Below are 20,536 nucleotides of genomic sequence, written 5' to 3'. Positions count from 1 at the left end.
GCTCCCCTGCCTAAGCTGGCCTCGGAATGTCGACAAGGATCCATGCTGAGTCGGAGGACTCGATGGGTCTGGCACTGAAATCAAGGGGGCCAGTCATGCAAGCGACGCCGCTGACCAGGTGGATCCTCGCCCTGCTGATGCTGACGGTCGGAGCTCAGGCGCTCGCTTCCGTGCCGATCTTTCCCTATTCCGCGATTGTGTTGTGGGGACTCTCCCTCACATTCCTCATCGTTGCGTTGGTGCTCGCGGTCAGGCGAGCTCGTGCCAGCCGCCGACCGACGGCTCCTTGAGCCCGACGCGGGAATCAGCGATGTCAGTGCCGCGCGCTATCCTTGGCGGCATGGATGAGAACAACGATGTTCCGACAGTATTATTCGACGGCTACCGGCGTGCTCTGCTCGACCGGGATGCCGCCGCGATCGCCGACCATTACGCGGTGCCGGCGCAGATCGAATTCCCTGGGCAGCGCATCGCTGTGACCGATGCGCGGCAGACCGAAGAGTTCTTCGCAGGGGCCTTCAGCCAGTACGCGGATGTCACCGAGGCTGAGGTCGCCGTCGAGGTGGTCGCCGAGGCTGGTCACAGTATCTGGGCCGACGTCGCCTGGCGGTATCACGGCGGTGCGCCGGACGAGCGGAACATGTACCAACTCGTGCGAGTCGGTGACGACTGGAAGATCGGTGTACTCACTCCGCTGAAGCTCGACGAGCAGGGGGAGAAGTCAGGCACCGGCGACCATCCTCAACTGCTGCACACCGTCATCGATTCCGCCGAACCACGCGAGCTCGCCGAGTTCTATCGGCAGCTGTTCGGCTATGTCTACCGCCTCGGTGACGAACCGCCTGAGGGCACTGACCCCGATGATGACGTCTGGTTGGTCCTCACAGACCAGGCGGGTCGGCGGATGATCACCTTCCAGAAGACCGAGAGACTCGAACGGAGTACGTGGCCTGATCCCACTGTGCCCATGCAGCTCCATCTTGATTTCACGGTCACGGATCGAAAAGCTCTCGAAAAGCAGCGAGAACGCGCCGAAAGGCTCGGCGCTCGACTGATCCTGGACCGAGTCGACGACGAAGAGGAGCCTCTCTACGTCTTCGCCGACCTCGCTGGGCACCCGTTCTGCATCTTCGTCGCCTGACGAAGGATTGCGCGGACTCAGGGGTTGAAGAGCTCGATTTCGTCGGGCGCGTAGTAGTCCTGCATCGAAGCACCGACGCGCACGAGGTACTTGCCCTGCTTCTCGTAGAAGTAGACAACGGTGCCGACGCTGTGCTCCATCGGACCTGTGGTGATCTGGACAGTGTCGCCGATGCTGAAGTCATTCATGCTTCAGTCTAAACACGGTCCCGGCCAGCCGCCGATCTGCGCGTCGCCGGTCACCTCTCACACGATCTGATCGGCGAGATCCTCGAAGTCATCGGCGACTGCGTCCCAGTCGCTCTCCGCTGCGAGGTCGGTCGTCTGGGCAGGCCCGTGTTCGGTGGGGCGGTGGACGAATGCTGTGCGCAGGCCCACCGCCCGAGCCGCCGAGAGATCACTGTTGTGGGCGGCGACCATGGCCACCTGGTGAGGCTCAAGGCCGAGGATCCCCACGGTGCGCAGGTACGCCGCGGGTTCGGGTTTGTAGGCGCCGGCAACCTCCGCGCCGAGGACGGCATCCCAAGGCAGGCGCGCCCGTTTGGCTACGTCGAGGGCCAAACGGACATTCGCGTTCGACAGCGGTGCGATGATGAACCGCTCCTTCAGCCGGCTCAGCCCTGCGACGGCATCGGGCCACGGATCCAGGCGGTGCCACGCGAGGTTGAGCTCATCGAGCTCCGCTTTCGGGATCGTCTCTGCGCCCACTCCAAGGCGCTCGAGAACGGTGTCGAGATTCTCCCGATGAAGCACGTCGAGTCGTTCGAAGCTCCGACTGCCGTTGCGGATGAGCTCCATCGACGGCTGATACTCGGCCCGCCACAGGTCGGCGAAGTCGTGCGCATCGACATGGGGCAGATGCGCACTCAGGCGGTCGGCCACCTCGGCGGCAATGCTTTCGCGCCAGTCAACGACGGTGCCGAACATGTCGAAGACCAAAGCCTGAACCTCACCGAAACCTGTACTCATGACTTCACACTAGTTCGCCTGAAGTCACCGACAAATACCCGATCCGCTGCCGAGCAATACACTGGTGAGTGTCCGATTCCGGCGCAGCAGCGACGAGGGGAATGTCCGGTGGGGTGGAGCACGAGCGAACTGGCGCGTCTGACCGGTACCACGGTCAACACGATCCGGCACTATCACAAGCTCGATCTGCTCGCCGAGCCCGAACGCATGAGCAACGGCTACAAACAGTACGGGGCGGCCCACCTGCTCAGACTCCTCCAGATTCGACGGATGCGTGATCTCGGGGTTCCCCTGACTGACATCGACTCCGTCGCCAGCGATCACGAACAGCAGCAGCTCGCGCTCAAGCAGCTCGACCGCGACCTCGGCGAACGCATCGCTGAGCTGAAGAAGGCGCGAACGGAGATCGCCGAGATGGTGACCTATGGCGCCCCGATCGACACGGCCTCGGGATTCATCGACATCGCCACACGAATGTCGGCCGCAGACCGCAGCCTGATGAGCCTGTATTCGAACCTCTACGACGAATCGGCGATGGCCGAGATGAAGTCGATCATGTCCGATTCCACGCCCTACGATCAGGAGGTCGACGAACTGCCCGAGGACGCCGACGAGGCCACCCGGGTACGGCTGGCCGAGCAGATCGTGCCGAGCATGAAGGCCAACCTGGAAGCCAAACCGTGGATGCTCGCGCCGACGCACCGGATGCACGGGGACGCGAAGATGGGGCAGGCGGCGATCATCGGCTCGATCACTGAGCTCTACAATCCGGCTCAGATCGACGTCATCCAGCGGGCCTTCCTCCAGGTCTTCCCGACGCTCGACATCCCCGACGAGGACCGAGCGCGGTTCATTGCCTTCATCACGGAGATGGCGCGTGACGAAGGAGTGGAAATCGACGGCAGCAGCGAGATTCCGGACGGTACCTGAAGATTTCCTGAGTTCGCCGACCACCGCTTGACCCTGTTCCGAGAACACAGTCTGTACTGAACGTAGACAGCAACCGGAGTCGACTCAACCGAGTCGGCGTCTGAGAATCTTCGTTCAAAGGACATCATGAATACGCTCATCGCATTCTTTCAGGACATGGCCTCCCACGTCCCCGACCTCCTCCAGCCCTTCATCATCGCGGCAGCCGGTGCCATTCCCTTCATCGAAGGTGAAGTCTCCTCGGTCATCGGCGTCTGGGCCGGCATGAACCCCGTCGTCGCGGGCATCGCCGGAGCCATCGGCAACTTCATCTGCGTGAGCGTCATCGTCCTCCTCGGAGCCAGGGCCCGACGGGCCGTCGTGGCTCGCCGGGCGCAGAAGCGTGAGACAGTACGCGTGGCCGTGGATTCCAATGGAACAGAGATCGCCGAGGCGGGAGTGACCGAGACCCACACCGACGAGAACGGCGTGGACCGGGGAGACATCGACCCCCACCTCGGCGAGGGGATGACGGCCGGAACAGGAACAGCCGCAGGCGGGAAGCCGGAGTCGAAGGGCCGGATCAAGTTCAAGCGGTTCCTCACGCGCTTCGGTGTTCCCGGCGCCAGCCTGCTGGGTCCCCTTGCCATCCCGACGCAGATCACATCCTCCATTCTCGTCGGAGCCGGAGTGAAGACCTCGTGGATCCTGCTGTGGCAGGGCATCGCCATCGCGGCATGGACAACACTGACCACACTCATCGCCACCGGAGCGCTCACGCTGTTCGCCGGCTGAGCACCCCGACTCTCTGAGCCGACTGCAGCGAACGGAAAGGAAGAACCATGAACACCTCATATCGACACAGAGCCGTCCTCACCTATTCGGCACTCACCGTGGTTGCCCTCCTGCTTCCGTTCCTCATTCCGTTCTCGGCCACGCTCATCGGCTGGGCACTGGAGCTGCCGATGCGATTAGCCATGTCCGAGTCGCTGCTGGCCACACTCGGTGTCTTCTTCGCCTGGTTCGTCGTCTCCCGCCTCATCGACGTCATCCTCGATGGCAGTGACATCGGCGGCACCCTCACCGGACGTTTGGTCTCGACCGGTGCCTCAATGGTGCTTTTGGGCGGCGGCTATTTCCTCATCGTCGACTCGTTCGTGGTGTCGCTGGTCATGTCGGTTGCGGTCTGCGGACTGCTGTTCGTGCTGGGTTCGCTGACGGAGCATCGGGACTGGTCGAGGACACTCCCCGAACATCCCGCGTAAGATGAAGCGGATGACTGACTCCGGCACCGAGAAATCCCATACCGCGTCCCCCGCGCTCATCGGGGCGCTGCTCCATCTGGCCGCCCGAGGTGCTGAACTCACTCCCGGCGCTTCGTCTGCAGCCGCGCTTCGCCCCGCTGACCAGGAGATCCTCGCCGAGGTTGAGGTCGCACTCCGTACGCAGATGCAGGCCGAGCGACAGGTGAAGAAGGCCCTCGCCGAGGTGGCCTCCTCCCTGGCGGGCGTGCGCACCTGCGCCGATGTGCCCTCCCTGACCGCGGCGAAATACGAGAAGCAGCGCACCGCAGTTCTTGCAGAACTCGGTGTCGCCTCGACCAAGGGAGCCAGCGTGTGGCCGCCGACCAGCCAGACCGCAGTACAGCGCTTCGGCTCCTGGAACGAGGCGCTCAAGGCCGCCGGGCTGGCCACGAGCACAGTCGGCCGCGCAAAGGGTCAGCTGCGCTTCGACGCCGCTGCCTATGAGAAGGCGATCGCCGAGTTCGCGAGCGACTGCGAATCCCGAGGCGTCGGCGCCACCTACAAGGCCTACGGCGAATACGCCGCCGAGCACAAGAACGAGGTGCCCTCGGCCGCGGCGGTACGGAAGTTCTACGGCAGTTGGAACAAGGCGCTCGCCGCCATCAGCTGAGCAGCCGGTCGCCATCGGCTACCCGAACCTGCAAAAGCGCGGTGCAGGTGGAGTGGTCCTGCAGGTTCGAGTAGCCGATGGCACAAGGGCGGCCCAACACCGCAAATGTGCAAATACACAATTTCGGCAACGACACTGGTGTGAAATTTCATTGTCGCCGAAGTGCGCACAGGGAAGAGTGATGACAGTCACTTTCAACCCTCTTCATCTGCACTTCTGGAGGCACCACCATGAGTTCGCCAACTCGCACCGACGACGGATCCGTCGACAGCCCGGGCGTCGGCACAGCCGCCAGCGCTCGCCTCGATCGCGCGAAGATGCGCAAGATCGCGACCGCCAGCGTCATCGGCACCACCGTGGAATGGTACGACCTGTTCCTCTTCGGCACCGCCTCGGCGCTGGTGTTCAATCAGGTGTTCTTTCCTGAGCTCTCACCGGCTTTGGGTACGATCCTCGCGTTCCTCACCTTCGCCGCAGCCTACCTGGCGCGCACGGTGGGAGCGGTCCTGTTCGGACACTTCGGCGACCGCCTCGGGCGCAAGTCGATGCTGCTCGTCTCCCTCCTCGTCATGGGTGGTGCGACCCTGGCCATCGGCTTGGTGCCCGACTTCAACACGATCGGCATCGCCGCACCCTTCATCCTGCTCACCCTGCGCATCATCCAAGGACTGGCACTCGGCGGCGAATGGGGCGGAGCGGTTCTCATGACCGTCGAACACGCACCCGAGGAGCGTCGAGGCTGGTACGGGTCGATGGTCCAGGTGGGAGTCCCCGTGGGGACGCTGCTGGCCAACCTCGCCTTCCTCATCGTCACCGGTCTCGTGTCCGAGGAAGCGCTCGTCTCCTGGGGCTGGAGGGTTCCGTTCATCGCCTCCGTCCTGCTAGTCGCCGTCGGCATCTACATCCGCCTCAACATCGAAGAGACCCCGAGCTTCCAGCAGGTCCGCGAACAGGGAGCGAAGGCCAAACTGCCTTTTGCTCACCTCATGCGCCACTACTGGAAGCCCGTTATCCTCGGCGGCATCGCCACCCTGTCGACCGGGTCGACCTTCACGCTCATGGTCGCCTCCGGCGTCAACTACGGCACCCAGGAGAAGGGGCTGTCGAGCAACTTCATGCTCTGGGTCGTCCTCGTCGCCTGCATCGTCGGACTCATCTTCATCCCGGTCTTCGGCCGTCTCTCCGACAAGGTCGGACGGCGCCCCATCATCGCCGCAGGAATCGCCGGCGAAGTGATCCTCGCCTTTCCGTTCTTCTGGCTCATCAACACCGGAAGCGCCGCCGCAGTCTTCCTCGCCTACGGGCTGATGATGATCGCATTCTGCGCGAACTACGGCCCGATCGCGACCTTCCTCGCCGAGCTCTTCGGCGCAAAGATCCGCTACTCCGGGCTGTCCGTGTCCTACATGCTCTCGGGCCTGCTGGGCTCGGCCATCACCCCCGCGATCACCGTGTGGCTGCTCGACGTCACCGGTCAGTCCGACTCGATGGCCTGGTACATCGCCGGCTCCGCCGTCCTGTCCCTCATCGCCCTGTTCCTGCTCACCGAAAACCGTCTGCAGAGCATCGACCAGGCGGATACCGCCGAGGCGAGAGTCGATAGCGGCACGTCCGTCGAGGTGGGGGCCAAGCCTGAGGCCGTCACCGAGGTGGGGGTGGAGAACAGATGATCCGTCGCATCGAGACCGCGCCAGGTCTGGCCCCGAGCATCGGTCCGTACTCACAGGCTGTGGTCGCCAATGGGTTCGTCTTCACCACAGGTCAGGTGCCCTTCGGCGCCGACGGTGTCACCCCAGAAGCGTTCGAAGACCAGGTGAGAACGTGTTTGAGCAACCTGCGATCGGTCCTGGAAACCGCTGGGAGCGGGATCGAGCAGGTCGTCAAGGTCAACGCATACCTGACCGCGCCTGAACAGCGGGAGCCATTCAACCGTGTCTATGCCGACTTCTTCGGAGAGGCGAAGCCGGCGCGGACAACTGTGTGCGTCTCCATCTGGGACATCTCCCTCGAGGTCGAATGCGTGGCGGTTGTGGGAGACATGTCCGAAGCCAAGGGTGGGGCTGCATGAGTGCTGCGATCCCAGCTGAATTGATCGAGGCGCTCCGGGAGGTCGAGTTGCCGACGCTCGGTCACTTCCTCGAGGAAGGGTTCTGCACGCCGCGCATGGTCCCGATCAACGCGGGAGCGCAGGTGGTCGGTCCGGCTCGAACTCTTGACCTGCGCGAACCCGATGCGCTCGCCGTCAATCGGGCACTGCACGGACTGAACCCAGGTGACGTCCTCGTCATTCGGGTCGCAAGCGGTATCCACGCCCCGGTCGGGGCGGTCACTGCGGCTGCAGCGATCGCGCAGGGTGCCGCAGGCATCGTCGTCGATGGTCCCGTCACCGACGTGTGTGCACTGCACGACGTGCAGGACCGGTTGCCGGTCTTCGCCACGGGGCTGATCGCACGGACGACGAAACGCACCGGTCGCCTCGGCGATGACGCCCTCGATTGTGTGGTCGAGATCGACGGCGTCATGGTCAGCCCAGGTGATCTGGTGCTCGGCGATCGTCAGGGTGTGCTGGTTCTTCCGCCGGCAGGGCCAGGGGACGAAATCCTTCAGGCGGCGTTGGCCTCCGATCGTGGCGAGTCGGCGCTGTTGGCGAGGATCGCGGCGGGCGAGGATCTGCGGGAGCTGCTGCCGGGATAGGCGTTCAGAGACGTTCGCGGCGTTCGACCATCTCGTTGTAGGCATCCATCGAGCTTGAGGAACTGCGGTTGGCGACATCGTGGGCAAGCGAATACGCAACGACCAGCGGTGCCATGATGTTCTCCGTGTCGGTGAGAACGGTGCTCGGTGTTGCCAGCACGAGCGAATCGTCGTTTGCGAACGAGGTGTCGACGATCTCCGTGACAAGGATCGTTCGAATGCTGCGGTCCTTCGCATAGGCGAAGATCTCCTTGATCTCCGGGAAGACACGCAGCGGCGCGAAGAGCACAATACAGTCGTCGGCCCCAAGAGAAGTCACGAACGGTGCCAAAGAGCGGCCCGTGTGCCGGTTGGCCTGAGCCTTGAAGCCGAATGTTCGCATGTGATGAGCGAAGATCTCGGCGAGATGTCCTGCTTCCTCGACGCCGTAGGTGAAGGTTTCGGACGCCCCTGCCAGCGCTCCCACCGCCTCATCCCAGACGGTCCGGTCGATCGTCGTGGTCGCTTCTTCCAGGGTGGTGATCGAATCCTCAATCACCGACATCAGACTGTTGCGTCCCGCTTGGCGAGCGCTGACCCGGCGCCCGATGAGCTTGCGAGGTTCCGTGCCGGTGTCGCTGAGCTCGTCGGCGAGGGCCTGCTTGAGCTCGGGAAAACCTGCATACCCCAAAGACTGGGCGGTTCGAATCACCGAGGCGGTGCTGACCCCGACCTTGCTCGCTATGAGACTCGTCGAGGAAGTAAGCGTCATAGTGGCGTTCTGCCGAAAATATCGGGCTGCCTTGAGCTGATTTGGCGTCAGCGCTCCGGCGAGCCGGGTGACCCGGGTCGAAAAGGATTCCGATGTAACCATTGATACACGCGCCGTTCTTGATGTATGTTCTACTACATTACCCGGTGAGCAACGGTGCCCACCAGCCGAGGAGGTACCTTGAAACTACCGTCGATTACCCTCAAGCGTCAGCTTTCGGTGGGATCGATCATTGTCCTCTCCGGTATTCTGCTCAGTTCCTGCGGCATCGGCGTGGAAGACAATCCGGTGCCGAAACAGACCTTCGACGTCAGTGCTGACAAAGAGCTCGTCCGAGACCTCCCTGATTCGATCGAGGACAAGGGGACACTGAACATTGCCGTTGCAGTGGGAAGCGCACCCGACGTATTTCAAGATGAATTCGGCAACCTGGTGGGATGGGAGGTCGATGTGGCCAAAGCTGCGACGGACAAGCTCGACCTGAACCCGGAATTCTCCGAGATCAGCTTCGATTCGATCATCCCTGGACTGCAGGCTCAGCGTTACGACATTGCCTTCGGCCAGATCGGTGTCACGAGCGAACGTATGAAGAAGATCGATCAGGTCGCGACGGGGCTGGGTAATCAGGCCTTCGCAGCTCCCAGCGATACCGACACGGTAGTTCCGGACATCAGTGCACTCTGCGGAATGAAGATCGGCATCACACGTGGCTCTCGGCAACAGGAATTCGCCGAAGAGCAGACGAAGAAATGCACCACCGAAGGCAAGGAGCCCATAGCAATCCAGGTCTACGACGATGGGACGAAGGCCAATCTCGCGATGCTCAGTGGCCGTGCCGACGTCAGCTGGAGCGGTTCGACGTCGATGAACTACTTCGTCAAGGTCAGCAAGGGCAAAGCCGACATCGTGGGCCACCATCTTCAGCCGTACCCATTGGGCGGGGCGCTGTCGAAGGACTCCGAATTCTCCCAGTCCTATGCTGACGCCGTGAACGCCCTCATCGAGGACGGAACCTACGAAAAGATCATGAACAAGTGGGGAATCCCCGACAGCATCATCGATGAGGCTGTCGTCAATCCCGAGGTAAAGGACCAATAGGCGGCCATGACTTCAGTTCAGACTCCACAGAAGACACTCCCGGAACCGCTGGCCATCCATCGTCGAAAAACACGACTGTCGTGGGTATTCGCCGGCCTCCTCGTGGTGATCGCGATGTTCGCTGCCGTTTCCGTATTCGGAAACGAAAACTTCGGATGGCCCGTCGTCGCACAGTACTTCTTCAACATTCAGATCTTGGAAGGACTGGGGAGGACGGTGCTGTTGACCGCGGTGGCTATGTCCATCGGCATCATCCTCGGTGTCGTTCTGGCAGTGATGAGGCTCTCCGACAACGTGGTCCTGCAGTCGGTGAGTTGGCTCTATACCTGGTTCTTCCGCAGCATTCCACAGCTCGTACAGCTGATCTTCTGGTTCAACTTCGCGGCGCTGTATCGCTCGATCGTCGTCGGCATTCCCTTCGGCCCGGAGCTCTTCGCTTGGAATACCAACGACATCATCACACCGTGGAGCGCAGCGATCTTGGGGTTCGGTCTCAGCCAGGCGGCCTACACCGGCGAGGTCATGCGAGCCGGAATCAACTCAGTGCCTGATGGCCAGCGGCGTGCGGCCAAGGCACAGGGCATGACCCCGATGCTCTCATTCTTCAGGATCATCTTCCCGCAGGCCATGCGCGTGATCATTCCACCGGTCGGCAATGAGCTGATTTCGATGGTGAAGAACACGGCATTGGTGTCAACGATCGCGCTGGCAGATCTCCTGTACTCGGCCCAACTCATCTACTCGCGAAACTTCGAGACCATTCCACTGCTCATAGTCGCAACCCTGTGGTACCTGGTCATTGTTTCATTACTCTCGATTGGACAGCATTACATTGAAAAACACTACAACCGTGGATGACGTCGGATCGAGCAGGAACGCCCACACTCCCCTCGTTGACATCAGCCGGGTATCGAAGTCATTCGGCTCAAACGAAGTGCTCAAGGATGTCTCACTTCAGGTCGAGAAGGGACAGGTTGTGTGCATCATCGGACCCTCGGGATCAGGCAAGAGCACACTGCTCAACTGTGTGAACCATCTTGAGCCCATCGATTCCGGCTCAATCAAAACGGCGGGACAGTACATCGGCTACCGGCGTGAGAAGGACGGACTCCATAAGCTATCCGAGTATGCGGCTGCGAAGCAGCGGCGTGCGGTGGGTATGGTCTTCCAGCAGTTCAACCTCTTTCCGCATATGACGGTGAGAGAGAACGTGACCTTCTCCCAGACTCACGTCCTCAAGCGCTCGCGCACCGAGGCCACGACTACCGCTGATGACCTCCTGGCCCGTGTCGGGTTGGGGGAGAAGGGCGATGCCTATCCGTCGTCGCTGTCCGGGGGCCAACAGCAGAGAGTGGCGATCGCCCGAGCGTTGGCGCTGGATCCACAAGTCATGCTCTTTGATGAGCCCACCTCGGCGCTCGACCCTGAGCTGGTCGATGACGTTCTTGTCGTCATGAAGAAACTCGCTGCATCAGGAATGACGATGCTGGTGGTCACCCACGAACTCAGCTTCGCACGAGAGGTCGCCGATGTCGTTGTATTCATGGCCGACGGAAAGATCGTCGAGACCGGCGACCCGACATCCGTGCTTGAGAACCCTGTCGAAGCACGCACCCGGCAGTTCATCTCGCGTATCCACTGATCCCAGCGGTCGTACGCAGTTCTCCGCGGCAGAGGGGCATAGTCGCAGCTCCTCACCAGCCAACCTTCAAAGAAAGAGAAACGAATATGGAATTCGACCACATTGTCATCGGTGCCGGCGTCCACGGAAGTGCGGCCAGCTACTACCTGGCCAAAACGGGTGCACGCGTCCTTCTTCTCGAACGGAAGCAGATCGCTTCCGGCGCCTCGGGCGGAGTCGGATTCCGAGGAGTACGCGCCAACAACCGCGATATTCGCGAACTCCCACTCATGGCCCTGGCATATGACCTGTGGCCGGATATCAATACTGAACTCTCGATCGACCCCGGTTACCAGCGCCTCGGCGGCCTCGAATTGTTGGATGAAGATGATCTGGGCGACCAGAGTCTGCGCGAGGAGATCGAAACCAGGATCGCAGTCCAGTCCTCGTTTGGAATCCCCACTGAACTCCTCGACCGGGCAGGCTTGGACGAACTTGAGCCGGGAGCCGCGTCCTCCGTGGCCGGGGCCATCCATTGCCCCAAAGATGGGGTGGGTGACCACACCCAGGTGACTCGCGGCTATGCTGCCGCAGCTGCGCGCCTCGGTGCAGCTGTGCGTGAGAACGAAGAAGTCGTCGCCATCGCCGCCGACGGTGACCGGTATGCGGTGACCATGGCGGGTGGGGACGTGCACCATGGTGCTCACGTCTTGGTCACTGCCAACAGCTACTCACGCACGCTGTTGCGCGAATCGTTCGGACTCGATCTGCCGGTCACCCGGTTCAATCCCCAGATGACTCCAGTGCGGACCAAGTCAGGGTTCACGTTCTCCCACCTTCTCTCCCACCATTCTCTGCCATTCGCTGCGAAGACGATCGGCGACGGTCAGGTCATGCTCTCCGGAGGGCGCACCGGGGAATGGGACTACGCCGCGGACGAAGGGCATCCCCGCGATGAGACAGCCCAGATGTCGGTTGACGATGCAGCGGATCTGTTCTCAGAATTCGCCGATGCACAGATCGTCATGACAGATGCGTCGCGGGCCGATTCGCTTTGTGTCGATGGAATACCAATCATCGACACCGTGCCCGGCAACCCCGGTGTCCTTTTCAGCACGGGATGGAGCGGCCACGGTTTCGCAATTTCGCCGGCAGTGGGAACTCTTGTAGCCCGGTGGCTGACCACCGGCGAGAAGCCAAGGGAGCTGGAACCGTTCTCGCTTCGACGATTCGAGCGTCCCTGACGTCAACGCCGCGCCGGAGGCGCTCTGCTGCTTCCTGACTACTGTTTCCCGATGAAGTCGTCTCTGTCCTCGTGAACGACCCCGTCGCGGAACCGGGACGGGCGGAACTCATCGAGCAGCTCTTCCTGCCCGCCGTTGAGCTCATTGGCGACCAACCGTCCCAGCAGTGGGCCCAAGGTCATGCCGCTGTGAGTGACCAGCGAATAGACCCGGTGAGCGTCATCGAGGTAGCCGACGATGCTCAGTCCATCCTCTGGGAAGCTGCGACCGCTGAAGATCACTTCATCCACGGGGACAGCGGTTCCGAAGAGCTCGTGCAGGGACGTCTCCATCACCGTGCGGATCTCGTCGAGCAGTTCCGGACTTTCGCCCTCCTGTGTCCGGTGCTCGACCGGAGGGATCTGGACGAACATGCTGCCGTCGCTTCGGGGACGAACATTGATGCGGTCGGAGATGACGACGCGACCGAGCTCCACCTCGGTGGGGGTGGTGATTCCGAGGAGACTGTGCGTGCGCGGCCCGGGGGAATCCAACGGAGCGACCGGCAGGGTCATGCCCGAACGCTGCGCGATGGGTCCGGACTCTGCACCTGCGGCTATGACCACTTGATCGAACGAATCGGTGCTTCCATCGACGAATGCCACCTGCGCGGCCGACGAAGTCGTGCCGACGCTTTCCACCTCACGAACGAGGATGTCGATGCCGGCCTGCGCAAGCAGATTGTGAATCACATCGCCGAATGTGAAGTTGTCCAAGTGCCCGTCTTTAGGGAAGAAGAGTGCCGAGCCCACCGGCCAATCGATCTTCGGCTCGAGCTCCTGGAGGCGGATACGATCGACGGTCTCGACCGGGTACCCGAACTCTTGTGATTCCTGAGCTCGGGCGGCGTAGTTCTCACCCGCGTCTTGCGTGGAATCGGACAGAATGCATCCGAGCTGGTGGAACCACGAGCCATGTTCCGCCAGCTCCTCCTGGAGTCGCTCGTGCGCCTCGACGCCTGCAGCGTTGAGGCGGTGATAGGACTCCGGGAGCTTGTGGTTCGCATTTATCCAAGCAAATGATCGATGGCTGGCTCCCGCGTACTTTCCGACCTTGTCGACGATGGTCACATCGTGACCGTCCTTCTGCAGGTTCCATGCAGTGACGAGCCCCAGGACTCCTGCACCGATGACGAGTGTTCTCATGAGGTGACTCCTTGAATATTGGCGGTTCTGGGTTGTGGTCTCCTGATGGCGAGCATGACGAGGTAGGCAACGAAGCTTCCCACGATGCCGAAGACGGCGTAGGGAATCGTGGTGGCTGCGATCTGCGAGATCGCACAGGCCAGGAGGCCGACGAGCATCGAGATATAGCCGACCGACACGTGGACAATCCAGCGACGGGCCAACACCATTCCGAAGAGGAATGGAACAGCCAACATGGCGGCGGAATACGCGTAGGTGGCGACAAGCCAGTTCAACGCGGTCGGATAAGCGATGGATAGGGCCGCGGCCAGGGCGGACACCGCCACTGTTGCCCACCGCGATACTTTCACGAGGTCTGATGCAGTGTCCTTCTTCTTCACAAATGCGGGCCTCAGATCGCTGACCAGATTGACGACGACGGAATGCAGCGCCGAACCAGTCGTCGACACGATCGTCGCCATGAGGAATGCACCATAGATCGCGATCAGCCACAGGGGAAGTTCGGACAGGAACCAGCCTGCAGCCTGCTCTCTGCCGTCGACGCCGAATTGGTCGGTCATGCTGCGCACCGACAGGCCGATGATGAGGGCATAGACGCCGGAGACTGCGATGAGAGCACTGCTGAGATAGATTCCCTGGCGCGCCTGCTTCACACTGTTCGCCGCGAAGATCCGCTGATAGTAGAGCTGATTCGTCAGCGTGCCGGGAAGAATAGCGAAAAGCCAGAGAAGAATCGTCATTCCGCCTGCCGCGGTCAGACCCGTGGGCATGGTGATCAGATCGGAAGGCAGGTTCTCCACAATGGTCGTGGGACCCCCGGCGCGGACGATGGCGTAGATACCGACCACAATCGAGGCGATGACCATGAACACGCCGAAGAAGAAGTCCGACCAGGCCACCGAGGTCAGTCCTCCAGGAAGGACGAAGGCGATGCTGACGATGGCCATGATGATGATCAGCGGCGTCATTCCGATGCCGGTCACCGCGTTGAAGAGGTTCGCGAACGCGATGAACTGGGTGGCGAGCCAACCGAACGGCACCACGATCACTGCGAGTGCGACGAGGGTGAGCATGAGTCGATGTTCGCCGTAGAGCTTGGTGAACACCTCGGGGATGGTGGAGAAGGTGCGACGGCGCAGCCATCCTGCAAACAGCGAAATGATGAGCATGCCCACGACGACGAACAATTCGTACCAGAAGACGGAGAAGCCCCAAGCGTAGGCGATTCCAACGTGGGCGACGAGGACACCGCCACCGACTGCCGTGGCATATTGCGTGAAAGCGATGACGTAGAGCGGGAGGTTCCGGCCTCCGACGACCCAGGAGTCATTGGACTTCGCCTTCTTCGCGACGCTGAAGGAGATGAACGCGCCGATGCCGATGACAAGGGCAGCGGTGAGAGAGATGAGGAGGGTAGTACCCAGGTTCATGATCGGCTCCCCTCGAATCGGTTCGCGTCCATGGCCGCGAGAGTGTCGGCCGATCTGCCCGATTCCACCATGTCGGTGACGATGGATCCCATCATGGGAGAGAACTTGAATCCCTGGCCGGACATGCCGACGGCAAGGATGATGCGGGGATCGGCATCGATCGGGCCGAGGATCGGTGTCTCATCGACGGTGAAGCCTTCGGTCCACGTCGAGACACGGATCGGAATCGGTTCGAGTCCCGGCATCAGGCGGGCCACAGCGTGTTCTGCGGCCCTGACGAAATCGGGTTCGATGAACCGGGGCAGATCCTCGACGGTGTCGAGTTCCGTCCAGGCCAGGTGATGGGGCAAGATTTTCACGGATAATCCGTCGAGGGTCGGGAAGCAGGAGAATCCGCCTTCGGCGTGGCGTCGGATGGAGACCGGCATGTTCTCGGGAGCGTGCAGCGGAACGTCCCTGGCCGGGAACCAGAGTGCGACCAAGCGTTGAGGTGTGAGGACCTTATGGTCAAAGCCCGTCAGTTCATTTGCCCATGGTCCTGTCGACACCACGACCTTGTCGAAGGCCTGGGCGCCGTTCTGAGTGTCGATCATGACAGCGGTGCTGTGGCTGCGAATGTTGAGCGCGCGAGTATACGGATGGAAAACGGCGCCGAGGCGTTCGGCTTCCTTGCGGGCGGACAGGACGGCGGCCTCTGGACGAAAGACACCTGAGGCTGGATCGAAGACCCCGACCTCATCGTCGTCGAGTCGGTACTGTGGGAACTCTGCTGACATTTCGGTGGCATTGAGGACCCGATGGTCGAGATCGGCTGCCTGTGCACATGAGATCACGGCGGCCACATCTGCCTGATCAGGGTGACCGACCATCAGCCCGCCGCACATCTGCAGCACCTGCGAGGACTGGTTGTGTTCCAACTCCTGCCACATGTCGCGTGACTTCTTGAGGATCGGAACGTACTGGGGTCCCTCTTTGTAGATGGTTCGGAAGATGCGGGATTCACCGGCGGAGGCTCCGCGGTCATTGGGAGAGTTCCATTGTTCGAACACGGTGACATCGAATCCCCGTTTGGCCAGTTGCCATGCCGACATCGTGCCAATGATCCCGGCTCCGATGACGGCGATCTTCTGCTTCTCAGCTGTTGTCAATTTGGCTGACCTCCAGTGTCATGTTGTGTGGATGGATGAGGAATTCGGCAACTTCGACGACGGACTCATCATTCAGATGCGTCGTTCGCTCCTGCCGAATCACTGGTTCCTTCATCGAAACGTCCAAGGACCCGGCATCAGCCGCATTCAGGTGGACAGCTGTGAGTACGGTGTTGGCGCGGCGCACCCGCAGACCCAGTGAGTTGTAATAGGCGATGGTCGTCAGCGCCTCAAGATTCTGTGAGAGCAGTTCGGGAACCTGCACCAAATCGATGACGCATCTCTCGAGGGCCAGAGGACGCCCATCGTTGCTCAACTTCAAACGAGTCAATAAAGCTGTGGGTTGTCCGTGATCGAACACGGACCGGCTCAGATCGAAGGACTCGGCAGAAGAGACCTGCACGTTGAGGACGCGATGATCGCCGTCCACTTCTGGGCTTGTGAGTGTGGGGTCCATCATTCGGAGCAGATTGCTCCTCAGGCCCGCGGAGGCGACGACCGTGCCTGCACCCCGGCGTCTGGTCACCAAGCCAGCTTCGACGAGCGCGCTCATTGCTTTCTGCACCGGGTTTCGACTGACGCCGAAGCGGTCCATGATCTCGCGTTCGGTGGGAAGCTTCTGACCGACTTCATAGATTCCGCGATGGATGTCGGATTCAATGCTCTCGCGGATTTCCACGTGCTTCGCTGCGGCCATACTGTGACCCTAATCACCGATCTATGTCATTGCAATAGATCGAATGTAATTACTTTAAAAGCAGGCGAGGATTCCTGGCTGTTGGTACTGGGGTGGGCCAAACGTGGGGATCGCGGCAATGGAGGAGGGACTCGATCGGACGTCGTCACACCGCTTGCCCTGTCACTGTGCGCTGATGTGGCAGGTGACCGGAGTGCTGTCAGAGCTCAGACTCCCTGAGTGACCGCCTCGGCGACCGGAGTGTCACCGTCGTGGAAATTGAGCGTCTTGCCGAAGCTCGCGGGCTCGGCAATGGCCGCGTCGATGACATAGGCGACGTTCTCCCGAGACGTCGAGGGCACTTCCAGATCGCGGGTTTCCTCGGAGCTGTCCACAGTGATCGTCTGCGTCGCGGGTTCCAGGGTCAGGACCGAGGGGCCGAGGACCGTCCAGTCGAGGTCGGTCTTCGTGCGCAGGTGCTCGTCTGCCTGCGACTTCGCGTTGTAGTAGGCATACATTCCATCGTCCTTCTCAACACCGGGAACCTCGCCGTCGACGAGGCGGGAATTGAAGTAGGACACCATCACGAATCGGCGGGTGCCTGATTTCTGGGCGGCGTCCATCACACGAATGGCAGCGTCGCGATCCATCGCCCAGGTGCGGTCCTCACCGCTTCCGCCCGCGCCCGCAGACCAGACGACAGCGTCACTGCCGGCCAGCACCTCGGCGATGGCATCGGTGTCGAGCTCTTCGACATCGGCGACGATCGGCGTCGCGTTCGCGGCCTCGATATCGGCCGACTGTTCGTCCTTGCGGATGACCGAACGAACCGTGTGGCCGGCCTTGCTGAGCAGCGGTGCCGCAAGGAACGCGATTTTTCCGTGGCCGCCGATGATGGTGATTGTCGACATGTCTGCCTCTCGAACAGTTGGGTGCGTGTCTGTGATCTCGAATATGCAGCCAGCCTATCGCCAGTGCACTTTCGCAACACCCATCACGGGAACAAGTGCGGCACGGCAAATATTCGTCCTCGGCACAACGACCTGATCGCGTCATCGCACCGGAGCGCCCGGCCCCAAGGGAATGCCGATCAGGTACCAGGCAATGAACAGCGCGAACCAGACAATCATCATCACAGTGGCGATGGGCAGGGTGAATGACACGAGGGTTCCGATGCCGGCCTTCTTATTCAGCGTCTGCAGGTAGCCGACGCAGAGGACGAACGAGCTGGACATCGGTGTGATCGAGTTCGTGACTGAATCGGAGATTCGATACAGGGCCATCGTCGTCTGTGGTTCGATCGCGACCAACATGAGCATCGGCACCAAGATCGGAGCGACGAGCGACCACAGTGCCTGCCCCGACGTGATGACCAGGTTCATCACCGCCACCAGCAGCAAGATGATCGGGAACAGTGCGATCGGGGGCAGACCGAGACGTCCGATGCCTTCGGCTCCCGACACCGCCGCAATCGTCGACATGTTCGTGTATTCGAAGACTGCGATGAATTGCGAGACAGCGAAGAAGAGAACGATGAGCGGTGTGATCGACCCCAGCCCTTCGGCCATGAAGCCGGGTATCGAAGCCGAGTCCTTGATCCGTCCGACGGAACGAGCATAGACGAAGCCGACGAGCAGGAAGAACACCAGAAAGACGAAAGCAATGCCGTTCATGAATGGCGAATCAAGGAACTCGCCTTCGGGTCCGCGCAACGGCGAACCGGACCAGACGAGCAAAGACACGAGGACAAGCGCGAAACCTAGCGCGGCAAGACCCGTGCGGCGCAAAGCTGTCGTCTCAACAGTCTCAGTGACACCAGTGGATACCTGAAGACTCTCCAGCGAGGAATCCGCATCGACCTCCAGCGTCGACTCCCGGCGGCGCAGCAGGAGCTCGACCACAAGCGTGATTGTGATGGCAAGGACGAATGCCGACACGGTGGTGAAGAACATGTTGTCCGTGGGGCGGACCGTCACGTTCGGGTCGATCAACTGTGCGGCTTCGGTCGCCAAGCGTGCGAAGACGATATCACCTGGAGCGATGAGCGGATTGGCGTCACCGGCTGCGTTGATGGAAACGAAGGCGACGATCATTCCCATGAGTGGTGAGCGGCCCACCGCTCTGAAGGCGATCGCACCGAGCGGAATGAGGACGACATAGGCCGAGTCCGATAGGAATTTGCCGAGCACACCACCAAGAGCGACCACGAGTGTGACGTACCTCGGGGACACGTTTGCCAGAGAACGTCGTGCGATCGCTTCGAACAGCCCCGACCGTTCCGAGACCGCAACGCCGAGCATCACGATCACGACGGTCGCGAACGGTCCGAATGACATGAACGAATCCTCGGCGCCGAGGAACATGTCGCGCAGAGAATTGATCGTGAGCGCGTTGCGGACGCCGACTGACTCGCCCGTGGCCGGGTCGACAACCTCGACACCCAGTTCCGACAGAACCGCTGAGAGCACCGCGACGATGACCAGTAGAATCCAGAACAGCCAGAACGGGTGCGGCAGCGCATTGCCTGCACGTTCGACGCCGGTCAGGAACCGATCGAGTTGTGTTGTGTGTTCGGGTCGTTTCACCGATTGTGTCACCATGAGTCTTTGAGTCCCTCCGTTGCGATCTGCGCACGATTCTTCACCATGCGATGCCGCTATCGGAGGTCATTGGCTCAAATGTGTCAATCAGCGCATGATCGTCGCAAGTACGTCGAGACCAAGGCGGCGGATGGCCTCAACATCTGCGTGATGGCTGATCACCCCACCAGTTCGCTCGGAGACGATTATGCCGCTCGATCTCAGTCGCGAAAGCGCGCGTGAGACCTGAGTGGCTTCGATGCCCAATCTCAGGGAAAGCTCGCTGCTCGAGAGCGGCTCGCCCAACAGGTGCCGCAGAATTCCCATGCGCAACGGTGACCCGAAGCACTGCAGGCGTTGGCGCAGCTGATCAAGGGAGAGCTCATCTTGGCCGGCTCCGCCGGGGAAGATGATGGCCAACTCGCCTTTGGGTGCGCGCTTGATCGTCAGATGCGGCGCGTGCATCACCGAAGGCACAAGTACCAGTGGCGCGTCGTGTACCGAGAAATTGATCGTGTCGAGCTTGTCGAACCGAATGCGCGAACTGTTGCCGATGACAGCGGCGGTCGGGCTGAGCCGGGCCACTGTCTGGATGACGTCATCATCAAGCTGGAGGCGAATGCGTTCGGCCGTCGCCGCCAAGGTCGGAGCCGAACGCGTCCACACATTGCGCACCGCCGCGTCCCATGCACGTTCGAGGAAGAGTAGCAGCTGCTCGCGGAAATCGGCGACATCCTCGACGAGGCGCTCGGCAAGTTCGGCACGAGCCGAGGACCGCCTGCGACAGGTGTTGACGAAGGCCTCGGGCTCAGCCAGCAGCTCCACGTGATCGACGGTGCGTCCCATGCCGAGGATGCCTTCGGCGGCAAGCTCGGCAAAGCCTTGATCGGACATTGCCCTGACGTCGGCGACCTGTGCTTCGAATGAGGCCAATCCAATACCTCGCACGAAGAACAACCGGCAGCGAAACCGAGACCACAGCGGCGAATAGTAGTGCGCTCGCTCGACCAATTCGTCACCAAGACCTGTCTGCAGCTGCGCGGCGACCGATTGATGTTCGGGGTGATGGTCGTGTTCAGTGAACGCATGCATGGCCGCCATGAACTCGAGCAGCGGCGATGGCTGCACGACGATGTCAGCTGGCGTCGTGTCCGTCAGATCGAGGGTGATGGGCATGGG

Annotated in this window: 23 protein-coding genes; 13 read left to right on the top strand and 10 right to left on the bottom strand. The window is 61.3% G+C overall.

Annotated features, from left to right (window positions below):
* The first annotated feature begins 95 nt into the window (after positions 1–95).
* Complete coding sequence (locus BSP239C_RS12995; RefSeq protein ID WP_145997449.1) at positions 96–290, top strand: hypothetical protein; 195 nt, start codon at positions 96–98, stop codon at positions 288–290.
* 50 nt (positions 291–340) lie between these two features.
* Positions 341–1,141, top strand: a complete 801-nt coding sequence (locus BSP239C_RS21290; RefSeq protein WP_308298069.1) for a VOC family protein — start codon at positions 341–343, stop codon at positions 1,139–1,141.
* Between the two features lie 17 nt (positions 1,142–1,158).
* On the opposite strand, the gene BSP239C_RS20765 is transcribed toward BSP239C_RS21290, so the two are convergent.
* Both BSP239C_RS20765 and BSP239C_RS12980 read right to left on the bottom strand, forming a co-directional pair.
* Positions 1,159–1,329: a hypothetical protein gene (locus tag BSP239C_RS20765; protein WP_180959021.1), complete on the bottom strand. Its 171-nt coding sequence runs from the start codon at positions 1,327–1,329 to the stop codon at positions 1,159–1,161.
* A gap of 57 nt (positions 1,330–1,386) precedes the next feature.
* Positions 1,387–2,109, bottom strand: coding sequence for a haloacid dehalogenase type II (locus tag BSP239C_RS12980; RefSeq protein ID WP_101573526.1), 723 nt, complete (start codon positions 2,107–2,109; stop codon positions 1,387–1,389).
* Between the two features lie 108 nt (positions 2,110–2,217).
* On the opposite strand from BSP239C_RS12980, the gene BSP239C_RS12975 reads away from it, so the two are divergent.
* From BSP239C_RS12975 to BSP239C_RS12945, 7 genes are all read left to right on the top strand, one after another.
* Positions 2,218–3,039: a MerR family transcriptional regulator gene (locus BSP239C_RS12975; RefSeq protein ID WP_180959020.1), complete on the top strand. Its 822-nt coding sequence runs from the start codon at positions 2,218–2,220 to the stop codon at positions 3,037–3,039.
* A gap of 126 nt (positions 3,040–3,165) precedes the next feature.
* Positions 3,166–3,813: a small multidrug efflux protein gene (locus BSP239C_RS12970; protein WP_101573522.1), complete on the top strand. Its 648-nt coding sequence runs from the start codon at positions 3,166–3,168 to the stop codon at positions 3,811–3,813.
* Positions 3,814–3,860: 47 nt separating this feature from the next.
* Positions 3,861–4,283, top strand: a complete 423-nt coding sequence (locus tag BSP239C_RS12965; RefSeq protein ID WP_101573520.1) for a hypothetical protein — start codon at positions 3,861–3,863, stop codon at positions 4,281–4,283.
* A 10-nt stretch (positions 4,284–4,293) separates the two neighbouring features.
* The gene (locus tag BSP239C_RS12960) at positions 4,294–4,932 is read left to right on the top strand and encodes a homing endonuclease associated repeat-containing protein (protein ID WP_257930202.1); all 639 of its coding nucleotides are present in this window, start codon (positions 4,294–4,296) and stop codon (positions 4,930–4,932) included.
* A gap of 230 nt (positions 4,933–5,162) precedes the next feature.
* Entirely contained in the window at positions 5,163–6,602 is a 1,440-nt protein-coding gene (locus tag BSP239C_RS12955) for an MFS transporter (protein ID WP_257930201.1), read from the top strand.
* Positions 6,599–7,000, top strand: coding sequence for a RidA family protein (locus BSP239C_RS12950; RefSeq protein WP_101573516.1), 402 nt, complete (start codon positions 6,599–6,601; stop codon positions 6,998–7,000). Before BSP239C_RS12955 ends, BSP239C_RS12950 begins: the two co-directional genes overlap by 4 nt.
* Positions 6,997–7,626 (top strand): RraA family protein, encoded by a 630-nt coding sequence (locus BSP239C_RS12945; RefSeq protein WP_101573512.1) that lies wholly within the window; start codon positions 6,997–6,999, stop codon positions 7,624–7,626. Before BSP239C_RS12950 ends, BSP239C_RS12945 begins: the two co-directional genes overlap by 4 nt.
* Positions 7,627–7,630: 4 nt before the next feature.
* Here BSP239C_RS12945 and BSP239C_RS12940 read toward each other — a convergent pair whose 3' ends face one another.
* On the bottom strand, positions 7,631–8,479 hold the full coding sequence (locus BSP239C_RS12940) for a MurR/RpiR family transcriptional regulator (protein WP_101573510.1): 849 nt from the start codon (positions 8,477–8,479) through the stop codon (positions 7,631–7,633).
* A 78-nt stretch (positions 8,480–8,557) separates the two neighbouring features.
* Here BSP239C_RS12940 and BSP239C_RS12935 point away from each other — a divergent pair, with 78 nt between their 5' ends.
* The 4 genes from BSP239C_RS12935 to BSP239C_RS12920 all read left to right on the top strand — a co-directional run bounded on the left by BSP239C_RS12935 (position 8,558) and on the right by BSP239C_RS12920 (position 12,340).
* Complete coding sequence (locus BSP239C_RS12935; protein ID WP_180959019.1) at positions 8,558–9,475, top strand: ABC transporter substrate-binding protein; 918 nt, start codon at positions 8,558–8,560, stop codon at positions 9,473–9,475.
* 6 nt (positions 9,476–9,481) lie between these two features.
* The gene (locus BSP239C_RS12930) at positions 9,482–10,333 is read left to right on the top strand and encodes an amino acid ABC transporter permease (RefSeq protein ID WP_101573506.1); all 852 of its coding nucleotides are present in this window, start codon (positions 9,482–9,484) and stop codon (positions 10,331–10,333) included.
* Positions 10,326–11,117: an amino acid ABC transporter ATP-binding protein gene (locus BSP239C_RS12925; RefSeq protein WP_101573504.1), complete on the top strand. Its 792-nt coding sequence runs from the start codon at positions 10,326–10,328 to the stop codon at positions 11,115–11,117. Before BSP239C_RS12930 ends, BSP239C_RS12925 begins: the two co-directional genes overlap by 8 nt.
* A gap of 86 nt (positions 11,118–11,203) precedes the next feature.
* A complete protein-coding gene (locus BSP239C_RS12920) occupies positions 11,204–12,340 on the top strand; it encodes an FAD-binding oxidoreductase (RefSeq protein ID WP_101573502.1) in 1,137 nt (378 codons plus the stop codon).
* Between the two features lie 38 nt (positions 12,341–12,378).
* Here BSP239C_RS12920 and BSP239C_RS12915 read toward each other — a convergent pair whose 3' ends face one another.
* The 7 genes from BSP239C_RS12915 to BSP239C_RS12885 all read right to left on the bottom strand — a co-directional run bounded on the left by BSP239C_RS12915 (position 12,379) and on the right by BSP239C_RS12885 (position 20,533).
* Positions 12,379–13,524 (bottom strand): FAD-binding oxidoreductase, encoded by a 1,146-nt coding sequence (locus BSP239C_RS12915; protein WP_101573500.1) that lies wholly within the window; start codon positions 13,522–13,524, stop codon positions 12,379–12,381.
* The gene (locus tag BSP239C_RS12910; protein WP_101573498.1) at positions 13,521–14,954 is read right to left on the bottom strand and encodes a sodium:solute symporter; all 1,434 of its coding nucleotides are present in this window, start codon (positions 14,952–14,954) and stop codon (positions 13,521–13,523) included. Before BSP239C_RS12910 ends, BSP239C_RS12915 begins: the two co-directional genes overlap by 4 nt.
* Positions 14,951–16,102: an N-methyl-L-tryptophan oxidase gene (gene solA, locus BSP239C_RS12905; RefSeq protein ID WP_257930200.1), complete on the bottom strand. Its 1,152-nt coding sequence runs from the start codon at positions 16,100–16,102 to the stop codon at positions 14,951–14,953. The genes BSP239C_RS12910 and solA overlap by 4 nt, the downstream gene beginning before the upstream one ends.
* Positions 16,089–16,799 (bottom strand): GntR family transcriptional regulator, encoded by a 711-nt coding sequence (locus BSP239C_RS12900; protein WP_101573496.1) that lies wholly within the window; start codon positions 16,797–16,799, stop codon positions 16,089–16,091. Before BSP239C_RS12900 ends, solA begins: the two co-directional genes overlap by 14 nt.
* 206 nt (positions 16,800–17,005) lie before the next feature.
* Positions 17,006–17,689 (bottom strand): SDR family oxidoreductase, encoded by a 684-nt coding sequence (locus BSP239C_RS12895; protein WP_101573494.1) that lies wholly within the window; start codon positions 17,687–17,689, stop codon positions 17,006–17,008.
* 141 nt (positions 17,690–17,830) lie between these two features.
* Complete coding sequence (locus BSP239C_RS12890; RefSeq protein WP_219618900.1) at positions 17,831–19,363, bottom strand: AbgT family transporter; 1,533 nt, start codon at positions 19,361–19,363, stop codon at positions 17,831–17,833.
* Positions 19,364–19,465: 102 nt separating this feature from the next.
* Positions 19,466–20,533 carry a DUF5937 family protein gene (locus BSP239C_RS12885; protein ID WP_101573490.1) on the bottom strand — a complete coding sequence of 356 codons (1,068 nt, stop codon included), beginning with the start codon at positions 20,531–20,533 and terminating at the stop codon, positions 19,466–19,468.
* Between the last annotated feature and the right edge of the window lie 3 nt (positions 20,534–20,536).

Origin of the sequence: Brevibacterium sp. 239c (assembly GCF_900169365.1) — a bacterium.
Classification (GTDB): Bacteria; Actinomycetota; Actinomycetes; order Actinomycetales; family Brevibacteriaceae; genus Brevibacterium.
Note: the sequence above shows the minus strand (reverse complement) of the source record. Positions and strands in the feature narration are given on the sequence as shown.

Coding starts and splice junctions, on each gene's coding strand:
- BSP239C_RS12995 (WP_145997449.1), top strand. CDS start 96: ATGCAAGCGACGCCGCTGACCAGGTGGATCCTCGCCCTGCTGATGCTG.
- BSP239C_RS21290 (WP_308298069.1), top strand. CDS start 341: ATGGATGAGAACAACGATGTTCCGACAGTATTATTCGACGGCTACCGG.
- BSP239C_RS20765 (WP_180959021.1), bottom strand. CDS start 1,329: ATGAATGACTTCAGCATCGGCGACACTGTCCAGATCACCACAGGTCCG.
- BSP239C_RS12980 (WP_101573526.1), bottom strand. CDS start 2,109: ATGAGTACAGGTTTCGGTGAGGTTCAGGCTTTGGTCTTCGACATGTTC.
- BSP239C_RS12970 (WP_101573522.1), top strand. CDS start 3,166: ATGAATACGCTCATCGCATTCTTTCAGGACATGGCCTCCCACGTCCCC.
- BSP239C_RS12965 (WP_101573520.1), top strand. CDS start 3,861: ATGAACACCTCATATCGACACAGAGCCGTCCTCACCTATTCGGCACTC.
- BSP239C_RS12960 (WP_257930202.1), top strand. CDS start 4,294: ATGACTGACTCCGGCACCGAGAAATCCCATACCGCGTCCCCCGCGCTC.
- BSP239C_RS12955 (WP_257930201.1), top strand. CDS start 5,163: ATGAGTTCGCCAACTCGCACCGACGACGGATCCGTCGACAGCCCGGGC.
- BSP239C_RS12950 (WP_101573516.1), top strand. CDS start 6,599: ATGATCCGTCGCATCGAGACCGCGCCAGGTCTGGCCCCGAGCATCGGT.
- BSP239C_RS12945 (WP_101573512.1), top strand. CDS start 6,997: ATGAGTGCTGCGATCCCAGCTGAATTGATCGAGGCGCTCCGGGAGGTC.
- BSP239C_RS12940 (WP_101573510.1), bottom strand. CDS start 8,479: ATGGTTACATCGGAATCCTTTTCGACCCGGGTCACCCGGCTCGCCGGA.
- BSP239C_RS12930 (WP_101573506.1), top strand. CDS start 9,482: ATGACTTCAGTTCAGACTCCACAGAAGACACTCCCGGAACCGCTGGCC.
- BSP239C_RS12920 (WP_101573502.1), top strand. CDS start 11,204: ATGGAATTCGACCACATTGTCATCGGTGCCGGCGTCCACGGAAGTGCG.
- BSP239C_RS12915 (WP_101573500.1), bottom strand. CDS start 13,524: ATGAGAACACTCGTCATCGGTGCAGGAGTCCTGGGGCTCGTCACTGCA.
- BSP239C_RS12910 (WP_101573498.1), bottom strand. CDS start 14,954: ATGAACCTGGGTACTACCCTCCTCATCTCTCTCACCGCTGCCCTTGTC.
- BSP239C_RS12900 (WP_101573496.1), bottom strand. CDS start 16,799: ATGGCCGCAGCGAAGCACGTGGAAATCCGCGAGAGCATTGAATCCGAC.
- BSP239C_RS12895 (WP_101573494.1), bottom strand. CDS start 17,689: ATGTCGACAATCACCATCATCGGCGGCCACGGAAAAATCGCGTTCCTT.
- BSP239C_RS12885 (WP_101573490.1), bottom strand. CDS start 20,533: ATGCCCATCACCCTCGATCTGACGGACACGACGCCAGCTGACATCGTC.